The 23406-nt window shown below is 71.0% G+C and carries 19 protein-coding genes; 10 read left to right on the top strand and 9 right to left on the bottom strand.

Annotated features, from left to right (window positions below; genetic code table 11):
* Positions 1-164 precede the first annotated feature (164 nt).
* A complete protein-coding gene (locus FS532_RS02865; protein ID WP_144750115.1) occupies positions 165-2651 on the bottom strand; it encodes a DNA gyrase/topoisomerase IV subunit A in 2487 nt (828 codons plus the stop codon).
* Positions 2652-2677: 26 nt separating this feature from the next.
* Here FS532_RS02865 and FS532_RS02860 point away from each other — a divergent pair, with 26 nt between their 5' ends.
* The gene (locus tag FS532_RS02860; RefSeq protein WP_144750113.1) at positions 2678-3829 is read left to right on the top strand and encodes an alkaline phosphatase family protein; all 1152 of its coding nucleotides are present in this window, start codon (positions 2678-2680) and stop codon (positions 3827-3829) included.
* Between the two features lie 19 nt (positions 3830-3848).
* Here FS532_RS02860 and sepH read toward each other — a convergent pair whose 3' ends face one another.
* Positions 3849-4871 (bottom strand): septation protein SepH, encoded by a 1023-nt coding sequence (gene sepH / locus FS532_RS02855; protein WP_144750111.1) that lies wholly within the window; start codon positions 4869-4871, stop codon positions 3849-3851.
* Between the two features lie 264 nt (positions 4872-5135).
* Here sepH and FS532_RS02850 point away from each other — a divergent pair, with 264 nt between their 5' ends.
* Complete coding sequence (locus FS532_RS02850; protein WP_031263038.1) at positions 5136-5435, top strand: DUF4193 domain-containing protein; 300 nt, start codon at positions 5136-5138, stop codon at positions 5433-5435.
* A 165-nt stretch (positions 5436-5600) separates the two neighbouring features.
* On the opposite strand, the gene FS532_RS02845 is transcribed toward FS532_RS02850, so the two are convergent.
* Entirely contained in the window at positions 5601-6032 is a 432-nt protein-coding gene (locus tag FS532_RS02845) for a DUF3093 domain-containing protein (RefSeq protein ID WP_144750109.1), read from the bottom strand.
* A 65-nt stretch (positions 6033-6097) separates the two neighbouring features.
* Here FS532_RS02845 and dut point away from each other — a divergent pair, with 65 nt between their 5' ends.
* From dut to FS532_RS02815, 6 genes are all read left to right on the top strand, one after another.
* Positions 6098-6589, top strand: coding sequence for a dUTP diphosphatase (gene dut / locus FS532_RS02840; RefSeq protein ID WP_144750106.1), 492 nt, complete (start codon positions 6098-6100; stop codon positions 6587-6589).
* The gene (locus FS532_RS02835) at positions 6586-7308 is read left to right on the top strand and encodes a DUF3710 domain-containing protein (protein WP_260852530.1); all 723 of its coding nucleotides are present in this window, start codon (positions 6586-6588) and stop codon (positions 7306-7308) included. The genes dut and FS532_RS02835 overlap by 4 nt, the downstream gene beginning before the upstream one ends.
* Positions 7309-7331: 23 nt before the next feature.
* The gene (locus FS532_RS02830; protein WP_260852529.1) at positions 7332-8084 is read left to right on the top strand and encodes a DUF3159 domain-containing protein; all 753 of its coding nucleotides are present in this window, start codon (positions 7332-7334) and stop codon (positions 8082-8084) included.
* 128 nt (positions 8085-8212) lie between these two features.
* The gene (gene acnA / locus FS532_RS02825; RefSeq protein ID WP_144750102.1) at positions 8213-11029 is read left to right on the top strand and encodes an aconitate hydratase AcnA; all 2817 of its coding nucleotides are present in this window, start codon (positions 8213-8215) and stop codon (positions 11027-11029) included.
* Positions 11030-11138: 109 nt separating this feature from the next.
* Entirely contained in the window at positions 11139-13073 is a 1935-nt protein-coding gene (gene dxs / locus FS532_RS02820) for a 1-deoxy-D-xylulose-5-phosphate synthase (protein WP_144750100.1), read from the top strand.
* Between the two features lie 54 nt (positions 13074-13127).
* Positions 13128-13859 (top strand): hypothetical protein, encoded by a 732-nt coding sequence (locus FS532_RS02815; protein ID WP_144750098.1) that lies wholly within the window; start codon positions 13128-13130, stop codon positions 13857-13859.
* Positions 13860-13997: 138 nt separating this feature from the next.
* Here FS532_RS02815 and FS532_RS02810 read toward each other — a convergent pair whose 3' ends face one another.
* From FS532_RS02810 to FS532_RS02795, 4 genes are all read right to left on the bottom strand, one after another.
* Positions 13998-16136 carry a 3-hydroxyacyl-CoA dehydrogenase NAD-binding domain-containing protein gene (locus FS532_RS02810; protein WP_144750096.1) on the bottom strand — a complete coding sequence of 713 codons (2139 nt, stop codon included), beginning with the start codon at positions 16134-16136 and terminating at the stop codon, positions 13998-14000.
* Between the two features lie 2 nt (positions 16137-16138).
* A complete protein-coding gene (locus FS532_RS02805; protein WP_222121923.1) occupies positions 16139-17371 on the bottom strand; it encodes a thiolase family protein in 1233 nt (410 codons plus the stop codon).
* Positions 17372-17477: 106 nt separating this feature from the next.
* Positions 17478-18746: an HRDC domain-containing protein gene (locus FS532_RS02800; RefSeq protein WP_144750092.1), complete on the bottom strand. Its 1269-nt coding sequence runs from the start codon at positions 18744-18746 to the stop codon at positions 17478-17480.
* Entirely contained in the window at positions 18739-19323 is a 585-nt protein-coding gene (locus FS532_RS02795) for a DUF3000 domain-containing protein (RefSeq protein WP_144750090.1), read from the bottom strand. The genes FS532_RS02800 and FS532_RS02795 overlap by 8 nt, the downstream gene beginning before the upstream one ends.
* A gap of 23 nt (positions 19324-19346) precedes the next feature.
* Between FS532_RS02795 and FS532_RS02790 the strand changes: the two genes are divergently transcribed.
* Entirely contained in the window at positions 19347-20570 is a 1224-nt protein-coding gene (locus FS532_RS02790; RefSeq protein ID WP_186321884.1) for an alpha/beta fold hydrolase, read from the top strand.
* Between the two features lie 177 nt (positions 20571-20747).
* Here the strand turns inward: FS532_RS02790 and FS532_RS02785 are convergent, their stop codons facing one another.
* Both FS532_RS02785 and FS532_RS02780 read right to left on the bottom strand, forming a co-directional pair.
* A complete protein-coding gene (locus FS532_RS02785; RefSeq protein WP_097179282.1) occupies positions 20748-21200 on the bottom strand; it encodes a SufE family protein in 453 nt (150 codons plus the stop codon).
* Positions 21197-22102 (bottom strand): sulfurtransferase, encoded by a 906-nt coding sequence (locus tag FS532_RS02780; RefSeq protein ID WP_144750086.1) that lies wholly within the window; start codon positions 22100-22102, stop codon positions 21197-21199. Before FS532_RS02780 ends, FS532_RS02785 begins: the two co-directional genes overlap by 4 nt.
* Before the next feature lie 199 nt (positions 22103-22301).
* Between FS532_RS02780 and zapE the strand changes: the two genes are divergently transcribed.
* Positions 22302-23258: a cell division protein ZapE gene (zapE, locus tag FS532_RS02775; RefSeq protein WP_260852560.1), complete on the top strand. Its 957-nt coding sequence runs from the start codon at positions 22302-22304 to the stop codon at positions 23256-23258.
* Positions 23259-23406: the final 148 nt, after the last annotated feature.

The following is a 23406-nucleotide window of genomic DNA, read 5'->3' as shown; positions in this document are numbered from 1 at the left end:
TCGCGGAGGGCCGGCCCGGGCCCGGGCCCCGGCGCCGCCGCGTGCGGCTGGCCAGCGCGAGACTCGCGCTGAGCGACAGTTCTCGCGGAGCGAGCCCCGTGAAGTGTCGCTCAGCGCGAATAGTCGTCCCGCGCGGCGCGGCGCGGCGCGGCGCGGCTGGCCGCCTACGCCTCGCCCGCGGTGCCGTCGAGGGCCGCCGCACTCCCGCCGATCGTGCCGATCAGCGCGTCGAGCGGCGCTCCCGACCCGTCCCGCTTCGACAGCCAGTCCGGCAGTGTCCGGGCAGCACCGTCGGTCCCCACCGCGTGCGGGGGAGCGACGCCCGCCCACGCCACGGTGAGGCCGTCCTCGCCCTTCAGGAAGGCGTGCGCCCGGACACCCTGGGTGGCACGGCCCTTCGCGGGGAACTCCGAGAACGCGGAGACCTTCGCGCGGCCGGAGTCCGTGCCGGGCAGTGCCGAGGACGACGTCGACACGGTGGCGACCACGGCGTCGTCGGAATGGGGGACGGACCCGAACCAGATGACGGACGCACCCGATGCCAGGGCGACGCCGGCGACACCGCCGGCGGGCAGTCCCTGGGGACGGACGGCGGCGGCACCGAACCGGAGCAGCTGCGCGTTCGAGGTGATGAACACGAGGTCGTCCGACTCCGGAGCCTGCGCAGCACCGACGACCGCGTCGCCCGGCTTGAGCCCGATCGCGACCATCTCGTCCTTGTCGGGCCACGCACCGGTCGTGACGCGCTTGACGACACCCTGCGCGGTGCCGATGGCCAGCGAGTCGGGAGCGTTCGGCGACAGGTCGACCAGCGCGACGACGGTCTCGGTCTTGGGGGTGCCGAGGTACTCGGTCACCCGTACTCCGGCGTCGAGTCGCACCGATGCCGGCGGGACGGCCGGGACGTCGACGGGGGAGAACCGCAGCACGCGACCGGTCGACGTGAGGGCACCGACCTGCCCACGCACGGTCGACACGACCGAGGAGCGCAGGGCGTCGTGCTTGGACCGCTTCGGCACCCGGACGATGCCCAGGTCCGACGACGGGATGTCGACACGGACCAGCCGACCGGTCGTCGAGAGCAGGACGCGGCACGGAGCGTCGGCGATCTGCAGCGACTCCGGGTCGACGGCTGCCTTCCGACCGCCCTTGACGGGGGCGTCCGCCTCGGTGAGGAGGGTGCGGCGCGGGGTCGCGAACCTGTCCGAGACCTCGGTGAGCTCGAGGGCGACCTGGGCACGGAGGCGCTCGTCGGACGCCAGGAGTTCTTCGAGCGCTGCGATCTCGGTGAGCAGCTGGTCGCGCTCGCCCTCGAGTTCGAGCCGTGAGAACTTCGTCAGGCGCCGGAGACGGAGCTCGAGGATGTACTCGGCCTGCACCTCGGACAGGTCGAACACCGTCTGCAGGCGGGAGCGCGCGGCCTCGGAGTCGTCCGACGACCGGATGACCTCGATGACCTCGTCGATGTCGAGGATCGCGATGAGCAGCCCCTCGACGAGGTGCAGCCGCTCCTTCTTGCGCGCGAGGCGGTACTGCGACCGCCGGGTGACGACGGACAGCCGGTGCTGCACGTACACGTCGAGGAGCTCGCGCAGCCCGAGCGTGCGGGGCGATCCGCCGACGAGGGCGACGTTGTTGATGCCGAAGCCGTCCTCGAGCGGGGTGTGCTTGTACAGCTGCTCGAGCACGGCAGCCGGGTTGAAGCCGCTCTTGATGCCGATGACGAGCCGGAGCCCGTGGTTGCGGTCGGTGAGGTCGTTCACGTCGGAGATGCCGACGAGCTTCTTCGACTGGACGCCGTCCTTGATCTTCTCGATCACACGCTCGGGGCCGACCAGGTACGGCAGCTCCGTGACGACGAGACCGGCCTTGCGCGGGGTGAGGTTCTCGACCGAGACCTTCGCCCGGGTGCGGAACGAGCCGCGACCGCTGGCGTAGGCGTCCCGTACGCCGGAGAGTCCGACGATCGTGCCGCCGGAGGGCAGGTCCGGCCCGGGCACGAACTCCATGAGTTCCTCGAGCGACGCCTGCGGGTTCATGAGCAGGTGCTTGGCGGCCTCGACGACCTCGCCGAGGTTGTGCGGCGCCATGTTCGTCGCCATGCCCACTGCGATGCCCGAGGCGCCGTTGACGAGCAGGTTCGGGAACGCCGCGGGCAGCACGCCGGGCTGCATGATCTGGTTGTCGTAGTTCGGGACGAAGTCGACGACGTCCTCGCCGAGGCCCTCCGTCATGGCCATCGACGGCTCGGCAAGTCGGGCCTCGGTGTACCGGGCGGCTGCCGGGCCGTCGTCGAGGGAACCGAAGTTGCCGTGCCCGTCGACCAGCGGCACCCGCATCGTGAACGGCTGCGCCATCCGCACCAGCGCGTCGTAGATCGCGCCGTCGCCGTGCGGGTGCAGCTTGCCCATCACCTCACCGGTGACGCGGGCGCTCTTCACGTGCCCGCGGTCGGGCCGCAGGCCCATCTCGGACATCTGGTAGAGGATGCGCCGCTGGACGGGCTTCAGGCCGTCGCGTGCGTCGGGGAGTGCCCGTGAGTAGATGACGGAGTACGCGTACTCGAGGAAGGAGCCCTGCATCTCCTCGGAGACGTCGACGTCCTCGATGCGTTCACCGTCGGGCAGGCCGACTGCTTCCGTGCGTGCCATGGCACCCTTCTGCGAGACTGGGGGAGATGGGAACAAGCGTACCGACGGCCCCCGACGCCACCGCCAACCTCGCCGACGTCTTCCCGAGTTGCCTCGTCGCGCTCGGCGCTGCGGACGACGCGTGGTTGCGCACCACCGGACTGGAGGCGCGGATCACCCTCCGTCCCGCCCGTTCCGCGATCGTCGTGCTGGTCGACGGCCTGGGGGCCGGCGCGCTGGCCGCGCGCGCGGGGCACGCGCGCTGGCTTGCCGCCAGCAAGAGGAAGCTGCGCAGCGGCTTCCCCACGACGACGGCAGCGGCGCTCAGCACCCTCACCACAGGCCGCCCGCCCGGCGAGCACGGCGTGGTCGGGTACAGCGGCTGGAACCCGGACACCGGTCAGGTGATGAACCTGCTGAGCGGCTGGGACAGCGAGGTGCCGGCCGACTGGTTCCTCGCCCGGACCCTGTTCTCCGAGGCGCCCACGCTCGGTGTCGACCCCGTGGTGGTCGGTCCGGCCCGCTACCGCTCGTCCGGGATGACGGCGAACGTGCTCGGCGGCGCCCGGTACGTCCCGGCGGACTCGATCCCGCAGCGCGTCGACGCTGCCCTCGCCGAGACGGCGTCGGGTCGGTCCCTCGTGTACCTCTACGTGCCGGAACTCGACTCGATCGGGCACAAGAACGGGTGGCAGTCCGATCGTTGGACCGGCGCCCTGGAACTCCTCGACGGCGAACTCGCACGGCTCGACCGTTCGGCCGCGAGCGACGTCGGGATCGTCGTGACGGCGGACCACGGCGTGCTGGACGTCCCCGACCACGCGAACATCGCGATCGACCCGCTCCTGCTCACGGACGTGATCGGGGTCGCCGGGGACCCGCGCTGCCGGCAGTTGACCGTGGCACCGGGCACCGACGTCCGGTCACTCGTCGGCGCCTTCCGTGCGCGATACGGCAAGAAGGCGTACGTCGCCAGCCGTGACGAGGCGATCGCGGCGGGGTGGTTCGGCACCGTGTCGGACGCGGTCGTCGAGCGGATCGGCGACGTCATCGTCGTGGCCCGTGGGTCCTGGGCGTTCAACGACGACCGTGGCCTGCGCGACGGGGAGGTGCCGAAGCGGATGATCGGCCAGCACGGTGCCATGACCGACGGGGAGACGATGGTGCCACTGCGGCTCGCCGGAGCGTTCGCGCAGTAGCCCACCGGGGCCCCACGGATCAGGCCGGGTCTTCGTCCGGTCGCGTGCCGAAGACGATCTCGTCCCAGCTGGGCATCGACCGGCGGTTGCGCTTCTTGCGCTCCGGACGGCCGTTCTCGGGTTCCGGGGCGGAAGCGGGCCGGGCATCCTGCGGCTCGGCAGCTGAGGAGTCGTCCTCGAAGCCCTGGAGCGGGATGTCGACGACGCTGATCGAGGTCCCGCGCGGTGCGTCCTGCTGGTCGCCGAAGGCCGCGGACTCGCGTTCCCCGCGTCGACGGCGCAGCGCCTCGAGCAGGTCGGCGGTCTCGTTGCCCGGGGCGCGCTCCTCGACGGCTGCACCGATGCGGGGGAGCGGTGCACGGAGCGGGCGCTCCTGCACGTCGGGGTTGGTGACGTCCTCGTCCGGCTCGTCGACGCGGAACGCGCCGGAGTCGAAGCGCGTGCCGTCGGTGTCGTGGTGGTCGGTCTCGACCGCGCGGAGGCGCGGTGCGATGCCCTCGTCGTCGGTGTGGGACAGGCGGTGCGCATCGCCGTTGTCCGGCGTGAGGGTCGACGTCTTCGGGTCGAAGCGCCACTGGGCGTCGTGCTCGACCTCGGCCGCGGTGTAGTGCACGCGCACCTGCCAGCCGCTCTCGACGTGCTTCCACGAGGCCCAGCTGACCGCCGTGGCCTCGCCGGCCTCGAGCTTGGCGGTGATCGCCTCGCCGAAGGTGTCGGGGGCCTCGTCGTCGACCGGGGTCACGGCGACGCGGTGTGCGGCGTCGAGGATGAACGCACGCTCGGCGAGCACGGGGCCCTCGAAGCGACGGACGTACTCGACGTCGACGTCGAGCGCCGCGGCGACCTCGGCGGCGTCGGCACCACCACGGATGCGGGCCTGGACGTCCTTCGGGGACACGCGCTTCTGCGGACCGGCCTCGGGGTTCGCCTGCCGGACCTGGCCCGGCAGCGACGAGGTCACGGGCAGCCGGAACTCGGTGCCGCCGTCGGTCGCGAGCAGGAGTGCCCCGGACTCCACTCCGATGACTCTCACGTCTTGCATGGTTCCGCCTTCCGAGCGTCGCGTACGGTCGTGCGTCGTACCCCAGGAGTATGCAGCCGTGGACACCCGTTCACGCGGAGGCGCACGGGCGTGCCGCGGACTGCCGCGACGCGTTTCCGGACGCCGGGAATAGCTGTGCACGACGACGGGTTGCAGCGCCAGAACGACCCGCCGGAGACTTCGGTTTGCGCTCTGGCGAGACGTGGTGCAAACTGTCGCCGCCGATCACCGGCGACGACCTCTCGATACGAGAAATGGATGGGCATGGCCACCGATTACGACGCCCCCCGGAAGACCGACGACAACTCCGACTCGGAGTCGATCGAGGCCCTCAAGGAGCGCGTTCCCGACAAGATGTCGGGGGTCGTCGACGATGATTCCGACAACCCCGGCAGCTTCGAGCTCGCCGGACAGGACCTCAGCGACGTCGACCTCGACGTCGTCGTGCTCCCGCCCCAGGTCGACGAGTTCACCTGCGTCGAGTGCTTCCTGGTGAAGCACCGCTCGCAGCTCGACCACGAGTCGAAGCTCGGCCCGGTCTGCGCGGAGTGCGCGGCGCTCTAGGGGCAGTACCGACGGGAACGTACGAACACGAACGGCCCGTCACCTCCTCGGAGGTGGCGGGCCGTTCGCCGTGCCGGCGCCGCGGCGTGGGACGGAACGGGTGGGGCGGGGGCGCGCCGTGCCTCCAGGCCGGACCCGCAACCACGGGACCGACGCGACCCGGACTCAGGAACGCAGCGCGGCGACCACCGCTGCCGGGTCGCGGACGCTGACCAGCCAGTACGGCGTCGGGTCCGCGGCGTCCGCGACCTCGACGCGCACGACCCCGCGCACGTACCCGCGGAAGAGCGTCCACGCGCGAGCGTCGAGCTTCGGGCCGCGCTGGGTGGTGGCCTCGGCACCCTCGAACGCCTCGGCCGATCCGACGAGCGACCGGGGCAGATGGGCCTTGCCGGCGCGGAACTCGGTGTCCGTGACCTCGATCGTCGGGGCGAGCGCCCAGAGCAGGACGAGCACGCCGAGCTCCATGCCGATCGCGACCAGCACGCCGGCGAGCACGCTGATCGGCAGGAACACGAGGAGGCTGGCGGGGATGACGAGCGCCGTCGCCAGGTAGAGGACGGGCGGAGCCCACAGTCGTTCGCGGTACAGGGTCACGACACCATTCGACCACGACTCCGGCCAGGTCACGGAACGGTCACGGTCTGCACTACCCTCGACACGTGACCGAACCAGTCGACGTGCTCTGGACCGGGGAGAACGCTCCCGGATACGCCCACCCCGGTGACGCCGGTGCCGACCTCGTCTCGACCGAGGCCTTCGTGCTGCAGCCCGGCGAGCGACGCCTCGTGGGCACCGGACTCCGCATCGCGCTGCCCGACGGGTACGCCGCCTTCGTCGTCCCGCGCAGTGGCCTGGCCGCGAAGCACGGCATCACGATCGTGAACGCGCCCGGCACGGTGGACGCCGGGTACCGGGGCGAGATCAAGGTCGCACTGCTCAACACCGACCAGTCCGCGGCGCACGAGGTGCACGTCGGCGACCGCATCGCCCAGATGATCGTGATGCCGGTCCCGCGCGTGTCGTTCACCCGCGTCGAGGAGCTCCCCGACAGCGTCCGCGGCCAGGGTGGCTTCGGGTCGTCGGGCTACGGTGTCCGGAGCGATGCCGTCAGCGGCACCGCCGACAACGCTCAGGAAGGAACGCGCGCATGAAGTTCGGTCGACGCAAGCGTGACGAGGTCGAGGTGGCCGAGGCCGTCGCCGACGAGGTCGAGATCGCGGACACGACTCCCGAGGTCGACATCGCGACCGACGCCGACGCGGACCTCGACGAGGTGGACGCCGTCGCGCCGACCGACAAGTCCGCTCCTGACGACCGCGCCGACAGCGGGCCGCACGACGAGACCGAGGCGAACCTGGTCCGCCCGTACGTCGACCTCGGTGGCGTGAAGGTCCTGCCCCGCGAGGGCCTGCACCTCCGGCTCGAGGTCGAGGAGGGCTCGCAGCGCGTCGTCGCGGTCGGGCTCGACTACGACGAGTCGACGCTGCAGGTGCAGCCGTTCGCGGCCCCGCGCTCCACCGGGCTCTGGCACGAGATCCGTGCGCAGATCGCCGAGCAGATCGAGCGTCAGGGCGGTGTCGTGACCGAGGTCGACGGCCCGTTCGGCCCCGAGCTCCGCGCGCAGGTCCCCGTCGTCTCGGACGGCACCGGCGTGACCGACGGCGCCCGCCCGGCACGCTTCATCGGCGTCGACGGCCCGCGCTGGTTCCTGCGCGGCGTGATCGCCGGCAAGGCCGCCGAGTCCCCGGACGACGCCGCCGAGATCGAGGACCTGTTCCGCAGCGTCGTCGTGGTCCGCGGGAACACGCCGATGCCGCCGCGCGACCTCATCCCGCTGCACATGCCGAAGTCGACCCAGTCGGCCATCTGACCCACGACCTGCCTGGAGGCACGGTGCCGGACAACGACGACACCTCCCGTCCCGACGAACGCGCGTCGGACGCGCTGCCCTCCTTCAACGAGCAGTTCCGCGCGGCCGTCGCGAACACGGGGCTCGGCAAGGTCGCCCCGGGCGAGGCGCCCTCCGGGCACGCGCTCGTCGCCGCGATCGGCGGCGTCCGCGGGCTCGCCGAGTCGGTGCTGCCGGGGCTCGCGTTCCTCGTCGTCTACGCGATCACGAAGGAGCTCGTCCCGAGCGTCCTGATCCCGGTCGCGATCGGCGTGGTGTTCGTCGTGCTCCGGCTGCTGCAGCGGCAGTCGCTCGTGATGTCCGTCGCCGGGATCCTCGGCGTGGCGATCTCGGCGGGCCTCGCGCTCATCACCGGACGCGCCGAGAGCAACTTCATCCCCGGGATCATCATCAACGCGGTCTGGCTCGTCGGGCTCCTCGTGACGCTCGCGATCCGGCAGCCGCTGATCGGACTGGTCGTCGGGTTCCTGCTGCCGCCGAACGAGGACGGCAGTCACCAGGACTGGCGTGCCGACCCCGCCAAGCGCCGCGTGCTCACGGTGGCGACCTGGCTGTGGGTCGGGCTCTTCGCGATCCGGCTCGTCATCGAGGTCCCGCTCTACCTGACCGCCCAGGTGGAACTGCTCGCCGGCATCAAGCTCATCACCGGCGTCCCGCTCTACGCGGCACTGCTCTGGGTGACCTGGTTGCTCGTCCGCACGGTGTTCAAGCGTGAGGGCGACACCGCCACGGTGTAGAGTTGTCTCGACATCGAGACACTTCTCGTCGGTCCTCCCAGGGCTGACGGGTTTAGGTTTGCCTTGCTGGTGGGACGCCCCGCGCCCCGCTTGGATGGGGGCACACCGATCAACAGGGAGGCGGCACAGTGGCTGCAGTCAACAGCTTCGGCTCGAAGGACACACTGTCGGTTGGGGGTGTCGACTACGCGATCCACCGGATCGACACGGTGCCCGGGCACGAGAAGCTCCCGTACAGCCTGAAGGTGCTGCTCGAGAACCTCCTCCGCACCGAGGACGGCAAGAACGTCACCGAGGGGCAGATCCGCGCCCTCGGGTCGTGGCAGCCCGACGCCGAGCCGGACACCGAGATCCAGTTCTCGCCGGCGCGCGTCGTCATGCAGGACTTCACGGGCGTGCCGTGCATCGTCGACCTCGCCACCATGCGCGAGGCGATGGCCGACATCGGCGGCGACCCGAACAAGATCAACCCGCTGTCGCCGGCCGAGATGGTCATCGACCACTCCGTCATCGCGGACCTCTTCGGTCGCGAGGACGCCCTCCAGCGCAACACCGACCTCGAGTACGAGCGGAACGGGGAGCGCTACCAGTTCCTCCGCTGGGGCCAGACCGCGTTCGAGGACTTCAAGGTCGTCCCGCCGGGCACCGGCATCGTTCACCAGGTCAACATCGAGTACCTGGCGAAGGTCACCTACACGCGCGACTTCGACGGCGAGACCTACGCCTACCCGGACACCCTCGTCGGCACCGACTCCCACACCACGATGGTGAACGGTCTCGGCGTCCTCGGCTGGGGCGTCGGCGGCATCGAGGCCGAAGCGGCGATGCTCGGTCAGCCGGTGTCGATGCTCATCCCGAAGGTCGTCGGCTTCAAGCTGTCCGGGTCGATCCCGGCCGGCGTGACCGCGACCGACGTGGTGCTCACCATCACGCAGGAGCTCCGCAAGCACGGCGTCGTCGGCAAGTTCGTCGAGTTCTACGGCGAGGGCGTCGGCGAGGTCCCGCTCGCGAACCGCGCCACCATCGGCAACATGTCGCCGGAGTTCGGCTCCACCGCGGCGATGTTCCCGGTCGACGACGTCACGCTCGACTACCTCCGCCTGACCGGCCGCGACGACGCGCAGATCGCACTGGTCGAGGCGTACGCCAAGACCCAGGGCCTCTGGCACGACCCGTCGGTCGAGCCGAACTACTCCGAGTACATGGAGCTCGACCTCTCCACGGTCGTCCCGTCGATCTCCGGCCCGAAGCGTCCCCAGGACCGCATCGAGCTGTCGAAGGCCAAGGACCAGTTCGAGGTCGACCTCAACAACTACACGACGCCGAGCGAGCAGACGGACCTCGACGACGCGGTGGAGGAGACCTTCCCGGCATCCGACCCGATCGCCGCGGGCTCCACCAACGAGGACACGCACCTGCACGAGCACGTGTACGTGTCCAGCGCCCCGTCGACCGCCTCCCAGCCGACGAAGGTCGCCATGGACGGGGCCGACCCGTTCACGATCGACCACGGCGCCGTCGCGATCGCCGCGATCACGTCGTGCACGAACACGTCGAACCCCTCGGTCATGATGGCTGCCGGCATCCTCGCCCGGAACGCCGCGAAGAAGGGCCTCACCGCCAAGCCGTGGGTCAAGACCACCCTCGCGCCCGGCTCGAAGGTCGTCACCGACTACTACGAGAAGGCCGGTCTGACGACCTACCTCGAGCAGCTCGGCTTCTACACGGTCGGCTACGGCTGCACCACCTGCATCGGCAACTCGGGCCCGTTGCCCGAGGAGATCTCGCAGGCCGTGCAGGACAACGACCTCGCCGTCACCGCGGTGCTCTCCGGCAACCGCAACTTCGAGGGCCGCATCAACCCCGACGTGAAGATGAACTACCTGGCGTCGCCGCCGCTGGTCATCGCGTACGCCCTCGCCGGGTCGATGCACTTCGACTTCGACAAGGACGCGCTCGGGCAGGACCAGGACGGCAACGACGTCTTCCTGCAGGACATCTGGCCCGACGCGGTCGAGGTCCAGCAGGTCATCGACGCCTCCATCGACACCGAGATGTTCACCCACGAGTACGGCTCCGTGTTCGAGGGTGACGACCGCTGGAAGAACCTGCCGACCCCCACGGGCGACACGTTCGAGTGGGACACCGAGTCGACGTACGTCCGGAAGCCCCCGTACTTCGAGGGCATGACGATGCAGCCCGACGCGGTGTCGGACATCTCCGGCGCCCGGGTGCTCGCGAAGCTCGGCGACTCGGTCACCACCGACCACATCTCGCCGGCCGGTTCGATCAAGGCGGACAGCCCGGCGGGCCAGTACCTCGCGGAGCACGGCGTCGACCGCAAGGACTTCAACTCCTACGGATCGCGTCGCGGCAACCACGAGGTCATGATCCGCGGCACGTTCGCGAACATCCGCCTCCGCAACCAGCTCCTCGACGGCGTGGAGGGTGGCTACACCCGTGACTTCACGACGCCGGACGGTGCGCAGTCGTTCATCTACGACGCGTCGCAGCACTACCAGGAGCAGGGCATCCCGCTCGTCATCTTCGGCGGCAAGGAGTACGGCTCCGGTTCGTCGCGTGACTGGGCTGCGAAGGGCACGAACCTCCTCGGCGTGAAGGCGGTCATCACCGAGAGCTTCGAGCGCATCCACCGCTCGAACCTCATCGGCATGGGCGTCGTCCCGCTGCAGTTCCCGGTCGGGGAGTCGATCGAGTCCCTCGGGCTCGACGGCACCGAGGTCGTCTCGATCTCCGGCCTGACCGAGCTCAACGAGGGTCGTACCCCGAAGACCGTGCACGTCACGGCCGAGCCGAGCGAGCACTCGCCGGCGGGCAAGCAGACGATCGAGTTCGACGCGGTCGTCCGCATCGACACCCCCGGTGAGGCGGACTACTACCGCAACGGCGGGATCCTGCAGTACGTGCTGCGGTCGCTCGTCTGACGCGACCACGAGACGGACGGGAGGCGCGGTGCCAGCTGGCACCGCGCCTCCCGTCCGTTGTCGGGTCACGCGCATAGAGTGAGTGGTCAGCACCACGAAAGGAGCGCCCGTGAGCCTGCTGAGCAGCATCAAGTCGCCGCGCGACCTGAAGCGTCTGTCGGACGCGCAGATGACGGACCTCGCCGCCGAGATCCGCCGCTTCCTCGTCGCCGAGGTCGCGAAGACCGGCGGGCACCTCGGTCCGAACCTCGGCGTCGTCGAGCTGACGCTCGCGATGCACCGGGTCTTCGAATCGCCGCACGACCCGTTCGTCTTCGACACCGGGCACCAGTCGTACGTGCACAAGCTCGTGACCGGGCGGCAGGACTTCTCGCGGCTCCGGGAGCGGGGCGGTCTGGCGGGCTACCCGCAGCGGAGCGAGTCCGAGCACGACATCGTCGAGTCCTCGCACGCGTCGTCGTCGTTGTCCTGGGCCGACGGGATCTCGCGGGCCTTCGTGCAGACGGGGCAGGCGGACCGGACGGTGGTCGCGGTCGTCGGTGACGGCGCCCTGACCGGCGGCATGACGTGGGAGGCGCTCAACAACATCTCCGACGGCAACGACCGGCGGCTCGTGATCGTCGTCAACGACAACGGTCGCTCGTACGCCCCGACGATCGGTGGCATGGCACGGTTCCTCAGCTCGGTCCGGACCCGTCGTGAGTACCGAGCGTTGTTCGAGAAGTCCCAGGCGGCGGCTGCTCGTTTCGGCGCGCCCGGTCGCGCGCTCTACCGGGGGATGCGCGGCGGCCTGCACGGGTTCCTGTCGCGGTTCACGAACAACGAGGCGCTGTACTCGAACCTCGACATCAAGTACATCGGCCCGGTCAACGGGCACGACCAGCGTGCGATGGAGGCCGCCCTCCGTCAGGCAAAGGAGTACGGCGCGCCGACGATCGTGCACGCCATCACCGAGAAGGGGCACGGCTTCGAACCGGCGCTCCGCGACCAGGCGGACCAGTTCCACGCGGTCGGGCACATCGACCCGGAGACGGGTGAGTCGCTCGACGTGTCGTCGGGGCCCTCGTGGACGTCCGTGTTCGCGTCAGAGCTCGCGGCGGTCGGCGGGTCGGACGAGCGGATCGTCGCGATCACCGCAGCCATGCTCCGCCCGACCGGGCTGCACCTGTTCCAGGAGCAGCACCCGTCGCGAGTGATCGACGTGGGCATCGCGGAGCAGCACGCCGTGACGACCGCGGCCGGGCTCGCGTACGGGGGACTGCACCCCGTGGTCGCCCTCTACGCCACGTTCCTCAACCGCGCGTTCGACCAGGTCCTGATGGACGTCGCGCTGCACCGGGCGGGCGTCACGTTCGTACTCGACCGCGCCGGCATCACCGGTCCGGACGGGCCGTCGCACCACGGCATGTGGGACCTCGCGCTGCTGCAGGTCGTGCCGGGCATCCGGATCGCCGCACCCCGCGACGCCCCGACACTGCGCGAGGAGTTCCGCGAGGCAGTCGCCGTCGACGACGCCCCGACGGTGCTCCGGTGGTCGAAGGGGCAGGTCGGACCGGACATCCCCGCGCTCCGGCGCCTGGACGACGGCGTCGACGTGTTGCACGCGCCCGACTCCGGAGCCGAAGAGGACGTCCTGCTGGTCGCGGTCGGCTCGATGGTCCCGGTCGCCCTCGAAGCCGCAGCACTGCTCGAGGCGCAGGGCATCGGCGTCACGGTCGTCGACCCACGGTGGGTGGTGCCGATCCCGGAGTCGCTCGTCGATCTGTCCCGGACGCACCGCCTCGTCATCACGATCGAGGACGGCGTGCGGGTCGGCGGCGTCGGGACCCGGCTGCGGCAGGACCTCCGCGCAGCGGGCGTCGACACCGGTGTGAACGAGCTGGGGCTCCCGGACGAGTTCATCGACCACGCCTCCCGCTCCCAGATCCTGACCGACGTGGGACTGACCGCGCAGGCGATCGCCCGGGACGTGATCGACCAGGTCGTCGGGACGAAACTGCCCCAGGCGAAGCCGGCGCGGTCGCGTTCGTCCGTCGACGGCTGACGGGTCCATGCCGCTCGGGGCATGTCCCTCGGGATCGTCTGCCATGATCGCCGCATGCGATGGCGGATCGGAACGACAGCGGCGGGACTCCTGTTCGCCGTGGTGGCACTGACGTCGGGCTGCTCGGCGCTGAACGACGACCGGGTCGAGCCGCGGCTCGGTGCCGCGGCGAGGGTCGGAGCTCGGCAGACGATGCACCGGGTGATCGACTGGGAGGGTACCGACGCCCTCCGCCGCGTGGACGCCACCTGGACCGACTCGTGCGGGAGCGCGACCAGCGCCGGCTTCTTCCAGCCCGCCGAGGGCACGTCGTGCCGGGTGGATGCGGGGGCGGTCTACACGATCGACGGTGCGACGACGCCCGCCGATGCCGTGCGCGTCGCGGGCCCGGCCCTCCGTGCGGCGGGGCTGACGGACGAGGACCTCGTGGCGCGGACGATCCAGCCCGACGGCTCGATGCCGTACCTGGTCGACACCGGCCGACGGCAGTCGGTCGCGCTGGGCAACGAGCTCGGGCAAGACCACTTCGCCGTCGTCCGGGTGGCCGGCTGGGACGCCTCGCTCGGGCTGTGGCCGGCCGACGATGCGGTGGTGCACTCCTCACCGGGTCTCGGCGAGGAACGACGCGACGAAGCCGTCCGGGCGAGCGGTGCGACGTACGTGCTCGTCGTGACGCACAGTGCGGGGTACTTCGCGTCGTCCGACAACGAGCCGCCCGCGCCGCCGGCTCCGCGCTCCTCCGTGCCGCCGTGCTTCAGCGGCAGCAACGACTGCGTCGGCGGCTGACCCAGGCTGTGAGCGACTCGACGGTGGGGCACGGCCGTCGGCGGCTCGGCAGACATTGCGCCCCGTCACGAACATCGCGCCCCGTCGTGACGGGGCGCGATGTTCGTCTGCGGGCGCGATCGCGAGCGCCGCGCTCCGTCAGCGGGAGGCGGGGCCGACGATCAGCGGTTCGTGGAACGAGCCGCCGAAGACACGCTCCGAGGCCCCGCTGCGGTCGAGGTACGGGCTGATGCCACCGGCCTGGAACGGGTAGCCCGCGCCGAGGATCAGACCGAGGTCGATCTCCTCGACGTGTTCGACGACGTGGTCCTCGAGCATCCGGTGCACCTCATCCGCGAGGGCGTCCTCGAACCGCTGCTGCATCGTCGCCGCGTCCACGGGCGCTGCGTCCTTCTTCGCCGGTGCGACGAGCTTCACGGCAGCCGGGTCGTACCCGGTCGCATTGCCCTTCTTGTCGCGGGTGAGGATGTGCCCGAACTCGGCGATCTTCTTCAGGCCGTCGCCAGGGTAGAAGCGCTCCGGCCAGGCAGCGTGGTGCGAGTCGAGCACGTGCGCACCGACCGGCAGCCCGACGAGTTCGAGCAGCTCGAACGGCGACATCGGGAGCCCGAGCGGTGCCGCTCCCTGCGCGACGACGTCGAACGAGGTGCCCTCCTCGACGCCGCGCATCGCCTCGCCGAGGACCCGCGCGAGCACCCGGTTGACGACGAAGCCCGGCTGGTCGGCGGTGATGATCGCGGTCTTCTTGAGGGTCTTCGCGACGGCGAGTGCCGTGACGAGGGCCTCGTCCGAGGTCTTCGACGCCCGCACCACCTCGAGCAGCGGCATGACCGCGACCGGGTTGAAGAAGTGGAACCCGACGAGGCGCTCCGGGTTGGTCAGCACGGACGCCATCTCGTCGACCGACAGCGACGACGTGTTCGTCGCGAGGATCGCGTCCGGGGCGATGACCTGCTCGATCTTCCGGAAGACGTCCTGCTTGACGCCCATCTCCTCGAACACGGCCTCGATCACCCAGTCGGCGTCCGCGAACGCGTCGTAGGAGACCGAGCCGGACACGAGCGCCTTGATGCGGTTCGCGTCGTCGGGGGAGACCCGGCCCTTGTCGAGCAGCTTGTCGACCTCGCCGCGGATCCGGTCCACGCCGGCGTCGACGCGGCTCTGGTCGACGTCCGTGATGACGACCGGGACGCCGAGGCGGCGGGCGAAGAGCAGCGCGAACTGCGACGCCATGAGTCCGGCGCCGAGCACGCCGACCTTCGTGATCTTCTTCGGCTCGACGCCCTCCGGTGCACCGACGGGACGCTTCGCGCGCTTCTGGACGAGGTCGAACGCGTACATCGACGCGGCGAACTGGTCGCCGGAGATGAGGTCGGCGAGGGCGTCGTCCTCGTCGGCGAACCGCTCGTCCAGCGACCCGGACTTCGCCGACGCGACGAGGTCGAGCGCGCGGAACGGCGACTTCGGGACGGTGCCGATCTTCGACGCCACCTGGCCGCGGGCGACCTTGACGACTGTGCCCCACGCGGCCTTCTCGATCATGCCGGGCTCGTTCTTCCGGACGACCTTCGTCCGACCGGAGACCACGCCGTCGACCCACGCCACCGCGGAGGGCAGGAACGTGACCGACGGGATGAGCGCGTCGCCGATGCCGAGCTCGACTGCGGCGGGCCCGTCCATCAGGCGGTTGTTCTTGAGCGGGTTCTCGACGATGACACGGAGCGCCTTCTCCGGACCGATCAGGCGGGGGAGCAGCGTGGCGCCGCCCCAGCCGGGGATGATGCCGAGGAAGACCTCGGGCAGACCGATGCCCTGCGCCGCCGACGAGAACACGCGGTACGTGCAGTGCAGTCCGATCTCCAGGCCGCCGCCGAGGGCGATGCCGTTGATGAACGCGAACGACGGGACGCCCAGGTCGGAGAGCTTCCGCAGCGTGGCGTGCCCGAGGGCGGCGAGGTCGTGCGCGGCTTCCCGCGACGGCACGGCGGCCGCCTGGGACAGGTCGGCCCCGGCGGCGAAGCAGTACTCCTTGCCGGTGATCGCGACCGCCTGGACCGTGCCCGCGGACGCCTCGGTCTTGAGGGTGTCGAGCACCCCGGAGAGCTCGTGCAGGGTGCGCGGCCCGAGGGTGTTCGGCCGCTTGTAGTCCTTGCCGTTGTCGAGCGTGATGAGCGCGAGCGTGCCACCCGAGGGGAGCGCGACGTGCTTGAGGTACGAGTGGGTGACGACCTCGTCCTCGCTGAGGGCGAGGAGCCGGTCGTTGTCGACGATGGTCATGCTCAGGCCGCCTTCCGTGCCGCGGACTTGCTGAAGTTCGGGTTCTCCCAGATGACGGTGCCGCCCTGGCCGAGCCCGATGCACATCGTGGTGATGCCGTAGCGGACGTCCGGGCGCTCGGCGAACTGCGCCGCGAGCTGGGTCATCAGGCGGACACCGCTCGAGGCGAGCGGGTGCCCGACGGCGATCGCGCCACCCCAGGCGTTCACGTTCGTGGAGTCCTGGTCGATGCCGTAGTTGTCGAGGAAGGCGAGCACCTGCACGGCGAACGCCTCGTTGATCTCGAACAGCCCGATGTCGTCGATCGTCAGGCCGGCCTTGGCGAGGGCCTTGTCGGTCGCGGGGACCGGGCCGATGCCCATCACCTCGGGGTCGACGCCCGCGAACGCGAACGAGACCATGCGCATCTTCGTCGGCAGGCCGTGCTGCTTCGCCGCGTCGGCCGACGCGAGCAGGCTCATCGTGGCGCCGTCGTTCAGGCCGGCCGCGTTGCCGGCGGTGATCCGTCCGTGGGACCGGAACGGCGTCTTCAGGGCGGCCAGTGCCTCCAGGGTGGTGCCGGGCCGGGGCGGCTCGTCACTGGAGACGATGTCCCAGCCCTCGCCCGTGTTGACCTCGACCGGCACGAGGTCCGGCTGGAGCTTGCCGGCGGCCCAGGCGGCGGCGTAGCGCTGCTGGGACTGGACCGCGTAGGCGTCCGTGCGGTCCTTGGTGATCGCGGGGAAGCGGTCGTGCAGCCGCTCCGCGGTCTTGCCCATCACGAGTGCGTCGCCGTTGACCATGCGCTCCGCGATGAAGCGGGGGTTCGGGTCCGAGTTGAAGCCCATCGGGTGGCGGCCCATGTGCTCGACCCCACCGGCGATCGCGACGTCCGCCGCGCCGAAGGCGATCGCTCCGGCGAGCGTCGTGACGCTCGTCATGGCACCGGCGCACATCCGGTCGATGGCGTATCCGGGGACCGTCTTCGGGAGGCCCGCGAGCATCCCGACGGTCCGGCCGAGGGTGAGTCCCTGGTCGCCCTGCTGCGTGGTGGCCGCCACGGCGACGTCGTCGACCGCGGCCCCGTCCAGCGAGGCGTTCCGGTCGAGGAGTCCGCGCATCGCGTGCACCGCGAGGTCGTCCGCGCGGGTCTTCCAGAACACCCCCTTCTCCCCGGCTCGTCCGAACGGTGTCCGAACGCCGTCAACGAAGACGACGTCTGCTGCCTTTGGCAATCTGGGCCTCCAGATCCTCATCGATCAGGTCGGGGCACGTTCCGCCCCGACCGGCCGGGACGTACCCGGCATGCAGGGTCGACGCTATGCCCCGAGCCTGTGCGGACGCATGCCGGTTGGGGCGTTCCTACGACTCCGTGTTGCTCTCGGCAGCAGGCGCCTGTGCAGCAGCGACAAAGGCGTGCGCGATGATCGACGCGGTCTCCTCGACCTGCCACGGGCGGGCGTCGTGCGAGGCGAGTGCGGCCCCGACGGTCTCGGTGGCGATCGGCTGAGGCGGCTCCCACGACACCACGCGGAGCGTCTCCGGGGTGAGCAGGTTCTCGACGGGCAGGTCGAGCTCTTCGGCGCGCGTGACGACCGCCGCGCGTGCGGCCTTGTACCGGCGGTCGGCGGCCGGGTTGCGGTCCGCCCAAGCGCGGGGCGGCGGCAGCGTGGCCTCGCCCGTGCCGCGGAGCTTCGGCAGGTCCTCGGTCGTGCGGCCGTCCTCGACGGCGGCCCACCAGCGGTCGAGCTCGGCGCGGCTGGCGCGCCCGGTGAAGGCCTTCACACCGCTCAGCTCGCCCTTCGACGCCGGGTTGGCCGCGGCGGCCGCGACGATCGCCGAGTCCGGGATGGTGCGGCCGGGCGCGATGTCGGTCTCGCGGGCGTACGCGTCGCGCGCGGTCCAGAGCGACCGGGCGATCGCCAGCGCACGGGTCCCGCGCAGCGCGTGCATCCCGGACAGCCGGCGCCACGGCTCGGCCTTCGGGGGCTTCGGTGCCCGGGTCAGCACGGCCGCGAACTCCTCCTCGGCGATCCGGGACTTGCCGGCCTCGTCGAGCTTCGCCGCGAGTGCGTCGCGGAGGTCGGGGAGCAGCTCGACGTCGAGCGAGGCGTACACGAGCCAGGACTGGGGGAGCGGGCGGGTCGACCAGTCCGCGGCGGAGTGCGCCTTCGCGAGCGTGATGCCGAGCAGCTGCTCGACGACCGCCCCGAGGCCGACGCGCGGGAACCCGGCGATCCGTGCGCCGAGCTCGGTGTCGAAGATGCGGGTGGGGACGAGACCGACTTCCTGGAGGCACGGGAGGTCCTGCGAGGCCGCGTGGAACAGCCACTCCTCGTCGACGATCGCGTCCTGCAGCTCGGAGAAGTCGCCGATCGGGATCGGGTCGAACAGGAACGCACCGGCGCCGCGGCGGAACACCTGGATGAGGTACGCCCGCTGCGAGTAGCGGTACCCGCTGGCGCGCTCGGCGTCGAGGGCGACGGGTCCGTGTCCGGCGGCGATCGCGGCGACGGCCTCCAGGTACTCCTCGCGGGTCGCGATGACGTTGACCGCCTCGTGCGATGCCTCGAACGCCGGCGACGCCGCCGCCGACGCAGCCGGATCGGCCGGAGTAGCAGGGTCAGTCACGGGCGAGCCTCCTCGGAGCCAACAGGGTCACGCCGTCCGACGCAGGCGGCAGACCGGCGAGCATCGCCACGATCTCCTCCCAGGCCTCGACGTGTGCGGTGAGGTCTTCCCCGCGCGGGGTCCACGAGGCACGCAGCTCGAGCTGCGCCCCGTCGCCCTGCGCCGCGAGGTCGCCGTAGCCGCGCGAGATGATCTTGGTCGCCGTGCCCGAGGCGTGGTCGTAGGTGGCTCCGTGCGCCGCCAGGGCGTCCACGAGCCAGCTCCACGTCACGTCGGCGACGAACTCGTCGACGCCGATCTCGGGTTCCAGCGGTGCCTGCGCGAACGTCACGATGCGGAACGCGCCGCCCCAGCCCTCGGGTTCGTCCCGGTCGTGCAGGGCGATGAACCGGCCCGTGCCGAGGTCGGAGTCGATGCCGTGCGCAGCGCCCGAGACGTCCGCCGCGAGGGCGATCGAGAAGGGCGCGATGCGCGAGGGCGAGGGGATCTCGGTGATCGTCGTCTCGGCGCGGGTGCCACCCGACTCCACGAACGCACGGAGCCGCGCGAACGCGTCGGGCTCTCGGGTTTCGGACACGAATGCAGACTAGGCTCCGGACCATGTCCCGATCCGCGCGACCCGCCGAGGACGTCGTCCAGGAGACCGCACGATCGGCCGGGTTCGTCGCACTGGGAGCGGGCATCGCAGCGGCAGCCGTCACCACCGCGGTGATCGGCGGCTTCGTCGCGGCGGTGGCCCGGGCGGTGGTCACCCCCGACCGCAAGCGCACCGAGCGCGTCCCGATCCACGCCGTCGACCCCGTTCGGAAGACCGTGACGCTCGAGCGCACCGCCGACACCGAGCTGCAGGGCCGCTACAGCCTGTGGTTCGGCGGGGGCACCGGGCACATGCGCGTCGGCGAGGTCCTCGGCACGACCGACACGACCGTCACTCGGCGCATCATCGCGATCGACGCCGGGGACCCCACGGCGGCGCGGCGGGGTCGCTGGGGCGGCTGGTTCTACCTGACCCCCGGTGAGCTCGACGTCCCGGTCGAGGACGTCGACGTCTCCACCCCGAACGGCCCCGCACCCGCGTGGGTGATCCGTGCCGACGACCCCGAAGCGCCATGGGCCGTCCTCGTGCACGGCCGCGGCGTGACCCGCGCCGAGACGATCCGCGCGGTGCCGGTCTTCCGGGCAGCGGGGTACTCCGTGGTGCTGGCGAGCTGGCGGAACGACGGCGTCGCCCCGCGGAGCGTCGACGGCCGCTACGGCCTGGGCAGCACCGAGTGGGAGGACATCGACGCCGTCCTCCGCTGGGTCTCCGGCCAGGGTGCGTCGAGTGTCGTGCTCATGGGCTGGTCGATGGGCGGCGCGGTCGTGCTGCAGACCCTCGTCCGCTCACGGTTCGCCGGACTCGTCGACGGCATCGTGCTCGAGTCGCCCGTCGTCGACTGGCACGCCGTCCTCAAGTCCCAGAGCCAGCTGCTCCGCCTGCCGCGGCCGGTCCGCAAGGTCGCCCAGCGGCTCCTCCGCACGCCGGTCCTGCACCGGCTCACGGGTCTGCACCAGCCCGTCGACCTGCGTGAGCTCGACATGGTCGCGCGCGCCGACGAGCTGCACGTCCCCATCCTGCTCATGCACAGCGACGACGACGGCTTCGTCCCGTCCTCCGCGTCGCACGCCCTGGCCGAGGCCCGACCGGACCTCGTCCGGCTGGAGATCCAGACGACCGCCCGGCACACCAAGCTCTGGAACCACGACGCCGACTGGTTCGATGCCCGCATCCTCGCGTGGCTGACCGAGGTGGTCCAGCGGGACGGAGCGGCCAGCGCGCGGTAGACGCGACTGCAGGACGGACGGGAGGCGCGGTGCCAGCTGGCACCGCGCCTCCCGTCGGTCGGTGGAACGGCCCGCAAGGTCGCGCCCCGATGCGAATATCGCGCCCGATCACACACGGGCGCGATGTTCGCCGAGGGGCGCGATTCCGGGTCGGCCTCGGCTGCCTGCCGGTGGGGTCTACGCGACCGCGGCCTGCGTCTTGACCTGCCGCTGCACCCGACCCAGCATCCCGACCATCCCGCGGATCCGCAGCGGGCTGACCGCCTCGCTCAGCCCGATCGTCAGCGGGTAGTCCGCCGGGACGGCGAGTACCTGCTCGACCGTCAGGCCGGAGAGCCCCTGCGCCAGGATCGACGCGAAGCCGCGCGTGGTCGGTGCCTCGCGCGGTGCCGTGGCGTGCATCCGGACGATCCCGGGAGCGTCGCCGTCCTCGCCCACGGTGACCGTGATGAAGACGGGCGACTGGCACTCCTCGACGCGTTCGAGTTCGTCCTCGTGGCCCTGCAGGCGCTCGGGCAGCGCCGGGAGCTCGTTCGAGAACTCGAGGAGCAGCTGCAGGCGGTCCTGCTGGGAGAGCTCGAGGAAGTCGTCGCGGATCTCGGCGAGGGACTGGGGGAGTGCGTCGGTCATCGGTCGGTGATCGTACCCGGTTCGTTGCCGACGGCGATCGGGACGCGGACGGCGCTGCCCCACTCGGTCCAGGAGCCGTCGTAGTTGCGGACGTTGTCGTACCCGAGCAGGTGCTGCAGGACGAACCAGGTGTGGCTCGACCGCTCGCCGATGCGGCAGTAGGCGATGACCTCGTCCGCGTCGCCGATGCCGGCGCCGTCGCGGTAGATCGCGTCGAGCTCCTCGCGGGCCTTGAAGGTGCCGTCCGGTGCGGCTGCGGTGGCCCACGGGATGTTCACGGCGGTCGGGACGTGGCCGGCGCGGAGGGCGCCCTCTTCCGGGTAGTCCGGCGCGGTGGTCCGCTCGCCGGAGTACTCGGGTGCGCTGCGGACGTCGATGAGGGGCTTGCCGAGGTGCGCCAGGACGTCGTCCTTGTACGCGCGGATCTCGGTGTCGACCCGGTCGACGACGGGGTACTCGGCGGGGGTGACGACGGTGGCGTCCGTCGTGAGCGCGCGGTCCTCGGCGATCCACTTGGCACGGCCGCCGTCGAGCAGGCGGACGTCCTCGTGCCCGAAGAGGGAGAAGACCCAGAGGGCGTAGGCGGCCCACCAGTTGTTCTTGTCGCCGTAGATGACGACGGTGGTCTCGCGGCCGATGCCCTTGCTGCCGAGGAGTGCGGCGAAGGCCTCACCGTCGATGTAGTCGCGGAGCACCGGGTCGTTGAGGTCCGTGTGCCAGTCGATCTTGACCGCGCCGGGGATGTGGCCCGTCTCGTAGAGCAGGACGTCCTCGTCGGACTCGACGACGACGAGGTCGGGGGTGCGGGCGTCGAGCTGTTCCTGCAGCCACTCGGTGGAGACGAGTCGCTCCGGGTGCGCGTAGGCAGTGAACTTCTCGGACGTGTCGACCGGTGCGGTCATGGTGGGCTACCTCCAGGTGGTCATCCGGCACCGGACTAGGATCGGTCGTCGGTGCCTGTGGGCAACGGTACGCGGACGTACCGTGCCCCTGACGCAACGTGACGCCCCACGACATGCTTCCCGAAAGGGCCTTCCGATCTCCGTGAGCACAGCGCCTGAACACCTCGTCGACCGTGACCCGCAGGTGACCCCGCAGCAGATGGCTGCCTCGCTCGTCCCGCCGCCCCAGTTCGCGGACGCCTCCTTCGCCTCGTACCGACCGGACGCGGACTACCCGTCGCAGGCGTCGGTGCGGGACGCGGTGGAGGCCTTCGTCGCTGCAGGCCCCGCGGACCAGCCCCGCCGGGGCCTGTTCGGGCGGCGTCGCGCGGCTGTGTCCGACACGCCTGCGAAGTCCGGCGTCTACCTCGACGGCGGGTTCGGCGTCGGCAAGACCCACCTGCTCGCCGCCGCCTACCACGCCGCCACGGGGCGCAAGACGTTCGGCACCTTCATCGAGTACACGGCGCTCGTCGGGGCGCTCGGGTTCCAGGGCACGGTCGACCTGCTGCGCGGGACGTCGCTCGTCTGCATCGACGAGTTCGAGCTCGACGATCCGGGCGACACGATGGTGATGACGCGGCTCATCAAGGAGCTCACCGAGACCGGCACCCGCTTCGCGGCGACGTCGAACACCCCGCCGGGCGCGCTCGGTGAGGGCCGGTTCGCCGCGCAGGACTTCCTGCGCGAGATCCAGGCGATGTCCGACCGGTTCGACACGATGCGCATCGACGGCCTCGACTACCGCCGCCGCGCCGTCGACGAGTCCGCCGGGGTCGTCGCCGACGTCGAGGGGGCCCTGCCAGCCGGCACGGTCACGCTCGACGACTTCCGGGCCGTGGTCGGACACCTCGCTTCCGTGCACCCGTCGAAGTACGTCGCCATGGTCGAGGACCTGGACGCCGTGGGACTCACCGACGTCCAGGCGTTCACCGACCAGACCGACGCCCTGCGCTGGGTGGCGCTCGTCGACCGGCTGTACGACGCGCAGGTCCGGATCGTCGCGTCGGGGACCCCGCTCGACCAGGTGTACCCCGACACGATGCTGAACGGCGGGTACCGCAAGAAGTACCTGCGTGCCGCGAGCCGTGTCGTCGCGCTGACCCGGGCTGCTTGACGGACTCGTGGCCCGCGTCTAGGGGACTGCCCGGGCGACGAAACACGACGTTTACACAGCGCGCCGTCGCGTTACACCCGCGAAACACTTCGTGCGTCCTCGTGAAACCTCACCTCGCCAGACTCGGTGACACCCGACGCGGACCAAG

It is taken from the genome of Curtobacterium pusillum, from assembly GCF_007673235.1.
Taxonomy (GTDB): Bacteria; Actinomycetota; Actinomycetes; order Actinomycetales; family Microbacteriaceae; genus Curtobacterium; species Curtobacterium pusillum_C.
Note: the sequence above shows the minus strand (reverse complement) of the source record. Positions and strands in the feature narration are given on the sequence as shown.

What these genes read in the sequence shown, in the direction of transcription:
- sepH (WP_144750111.1), bottom strand. Translation starts at nt 4,871, where the DNA reads ATGCAAGACGTGAGAGTCATCGGAGTGGAGTCCGGGGCACTCCTGCTC.
- FS532_RS02780 (WP_144750086.1), bottom strand. Translation starts at nt 22,102, where the DNA reads ATGACCGCACCGGTCGACACGTCCGAGAAGTTCACTGCCTACGCGCAC.
- FS532_RS02815 (WP_144750098.1), top strand. Translation starts at nt 13,128, where the DNA reads ATGCGATGGCGGATCGGAACGACAGCGGCGGGACTCCTGTTCGCCGTG.
- FS532_RS02850 (WP_031263038.1), top strand. Translation starts at nt 5,136, where the DNA reads ATGGCCACCGATTACGACGCCCCCCGGAAGACCGACGACAACTCCGAC.
- zapE (WP_260852560.1), top strand. Translation starts at nt 22,302, where the DNA reads ATGGCTGCCTCGCTCGTCCCGCCGCCCCAGTTCGCGGACGCCTCCTTC.
- FS532_RS02810 (WP_144750096.1), bottom strand. Translation starts at nt 16,136, where the DNA reads ATGACCATCGTCGACAACGACCGGCTCCTCGCCCTCAGCGAGGACGAG.
- FS532_RS02785 (WP_097179282.1), bottom strand. Translation starts at nt 21,200, where the DNA reads ATGACCGACGCACTCCCCCAGTCCCTCGCCGAGATCCGCGACGACTTC.
- FS532_RS02790 (WP_186321884.1), top strand. Translation starts at nt 19,347, where the DNA reads ATGTCCCGATCCGCGCGACCCGCCGAGGACGTCGTCCAGGAGACCGCA.
- FS532_RS02860 (WP_144750113.1), top strand. Translation starts at nt 2,678, where the DNA reads ATGGGAACAAGCGTACCGACGGCCCCCGACGCCACCGCCAACCTCGCC.
- FS532_RS02835 (WP_260852530.1), top strand. Translation starts at nt 6,586, where the DNA reads ATGAAGTTCGGTCGACGCAAGCGTGACGAGGTCGAGGTGGCCGAGGCC.
- FS532_RS02805 (WP_222121923.1), bottom strand. Translation starts at nt 17,371, where the DNA reads ATGAGGATCTGGAGGCCCAGATTGCCAAAGGCAGCAGACGTCGTCTTC.
- FS532_RS02865 (WP_144750115.1), bottom strand. Translation starts at nt 2,651, where the DNA reads ATGGCACGCACGGAAGCAGTCGGCCTGCCCGACGGTGAACGCATCGAG.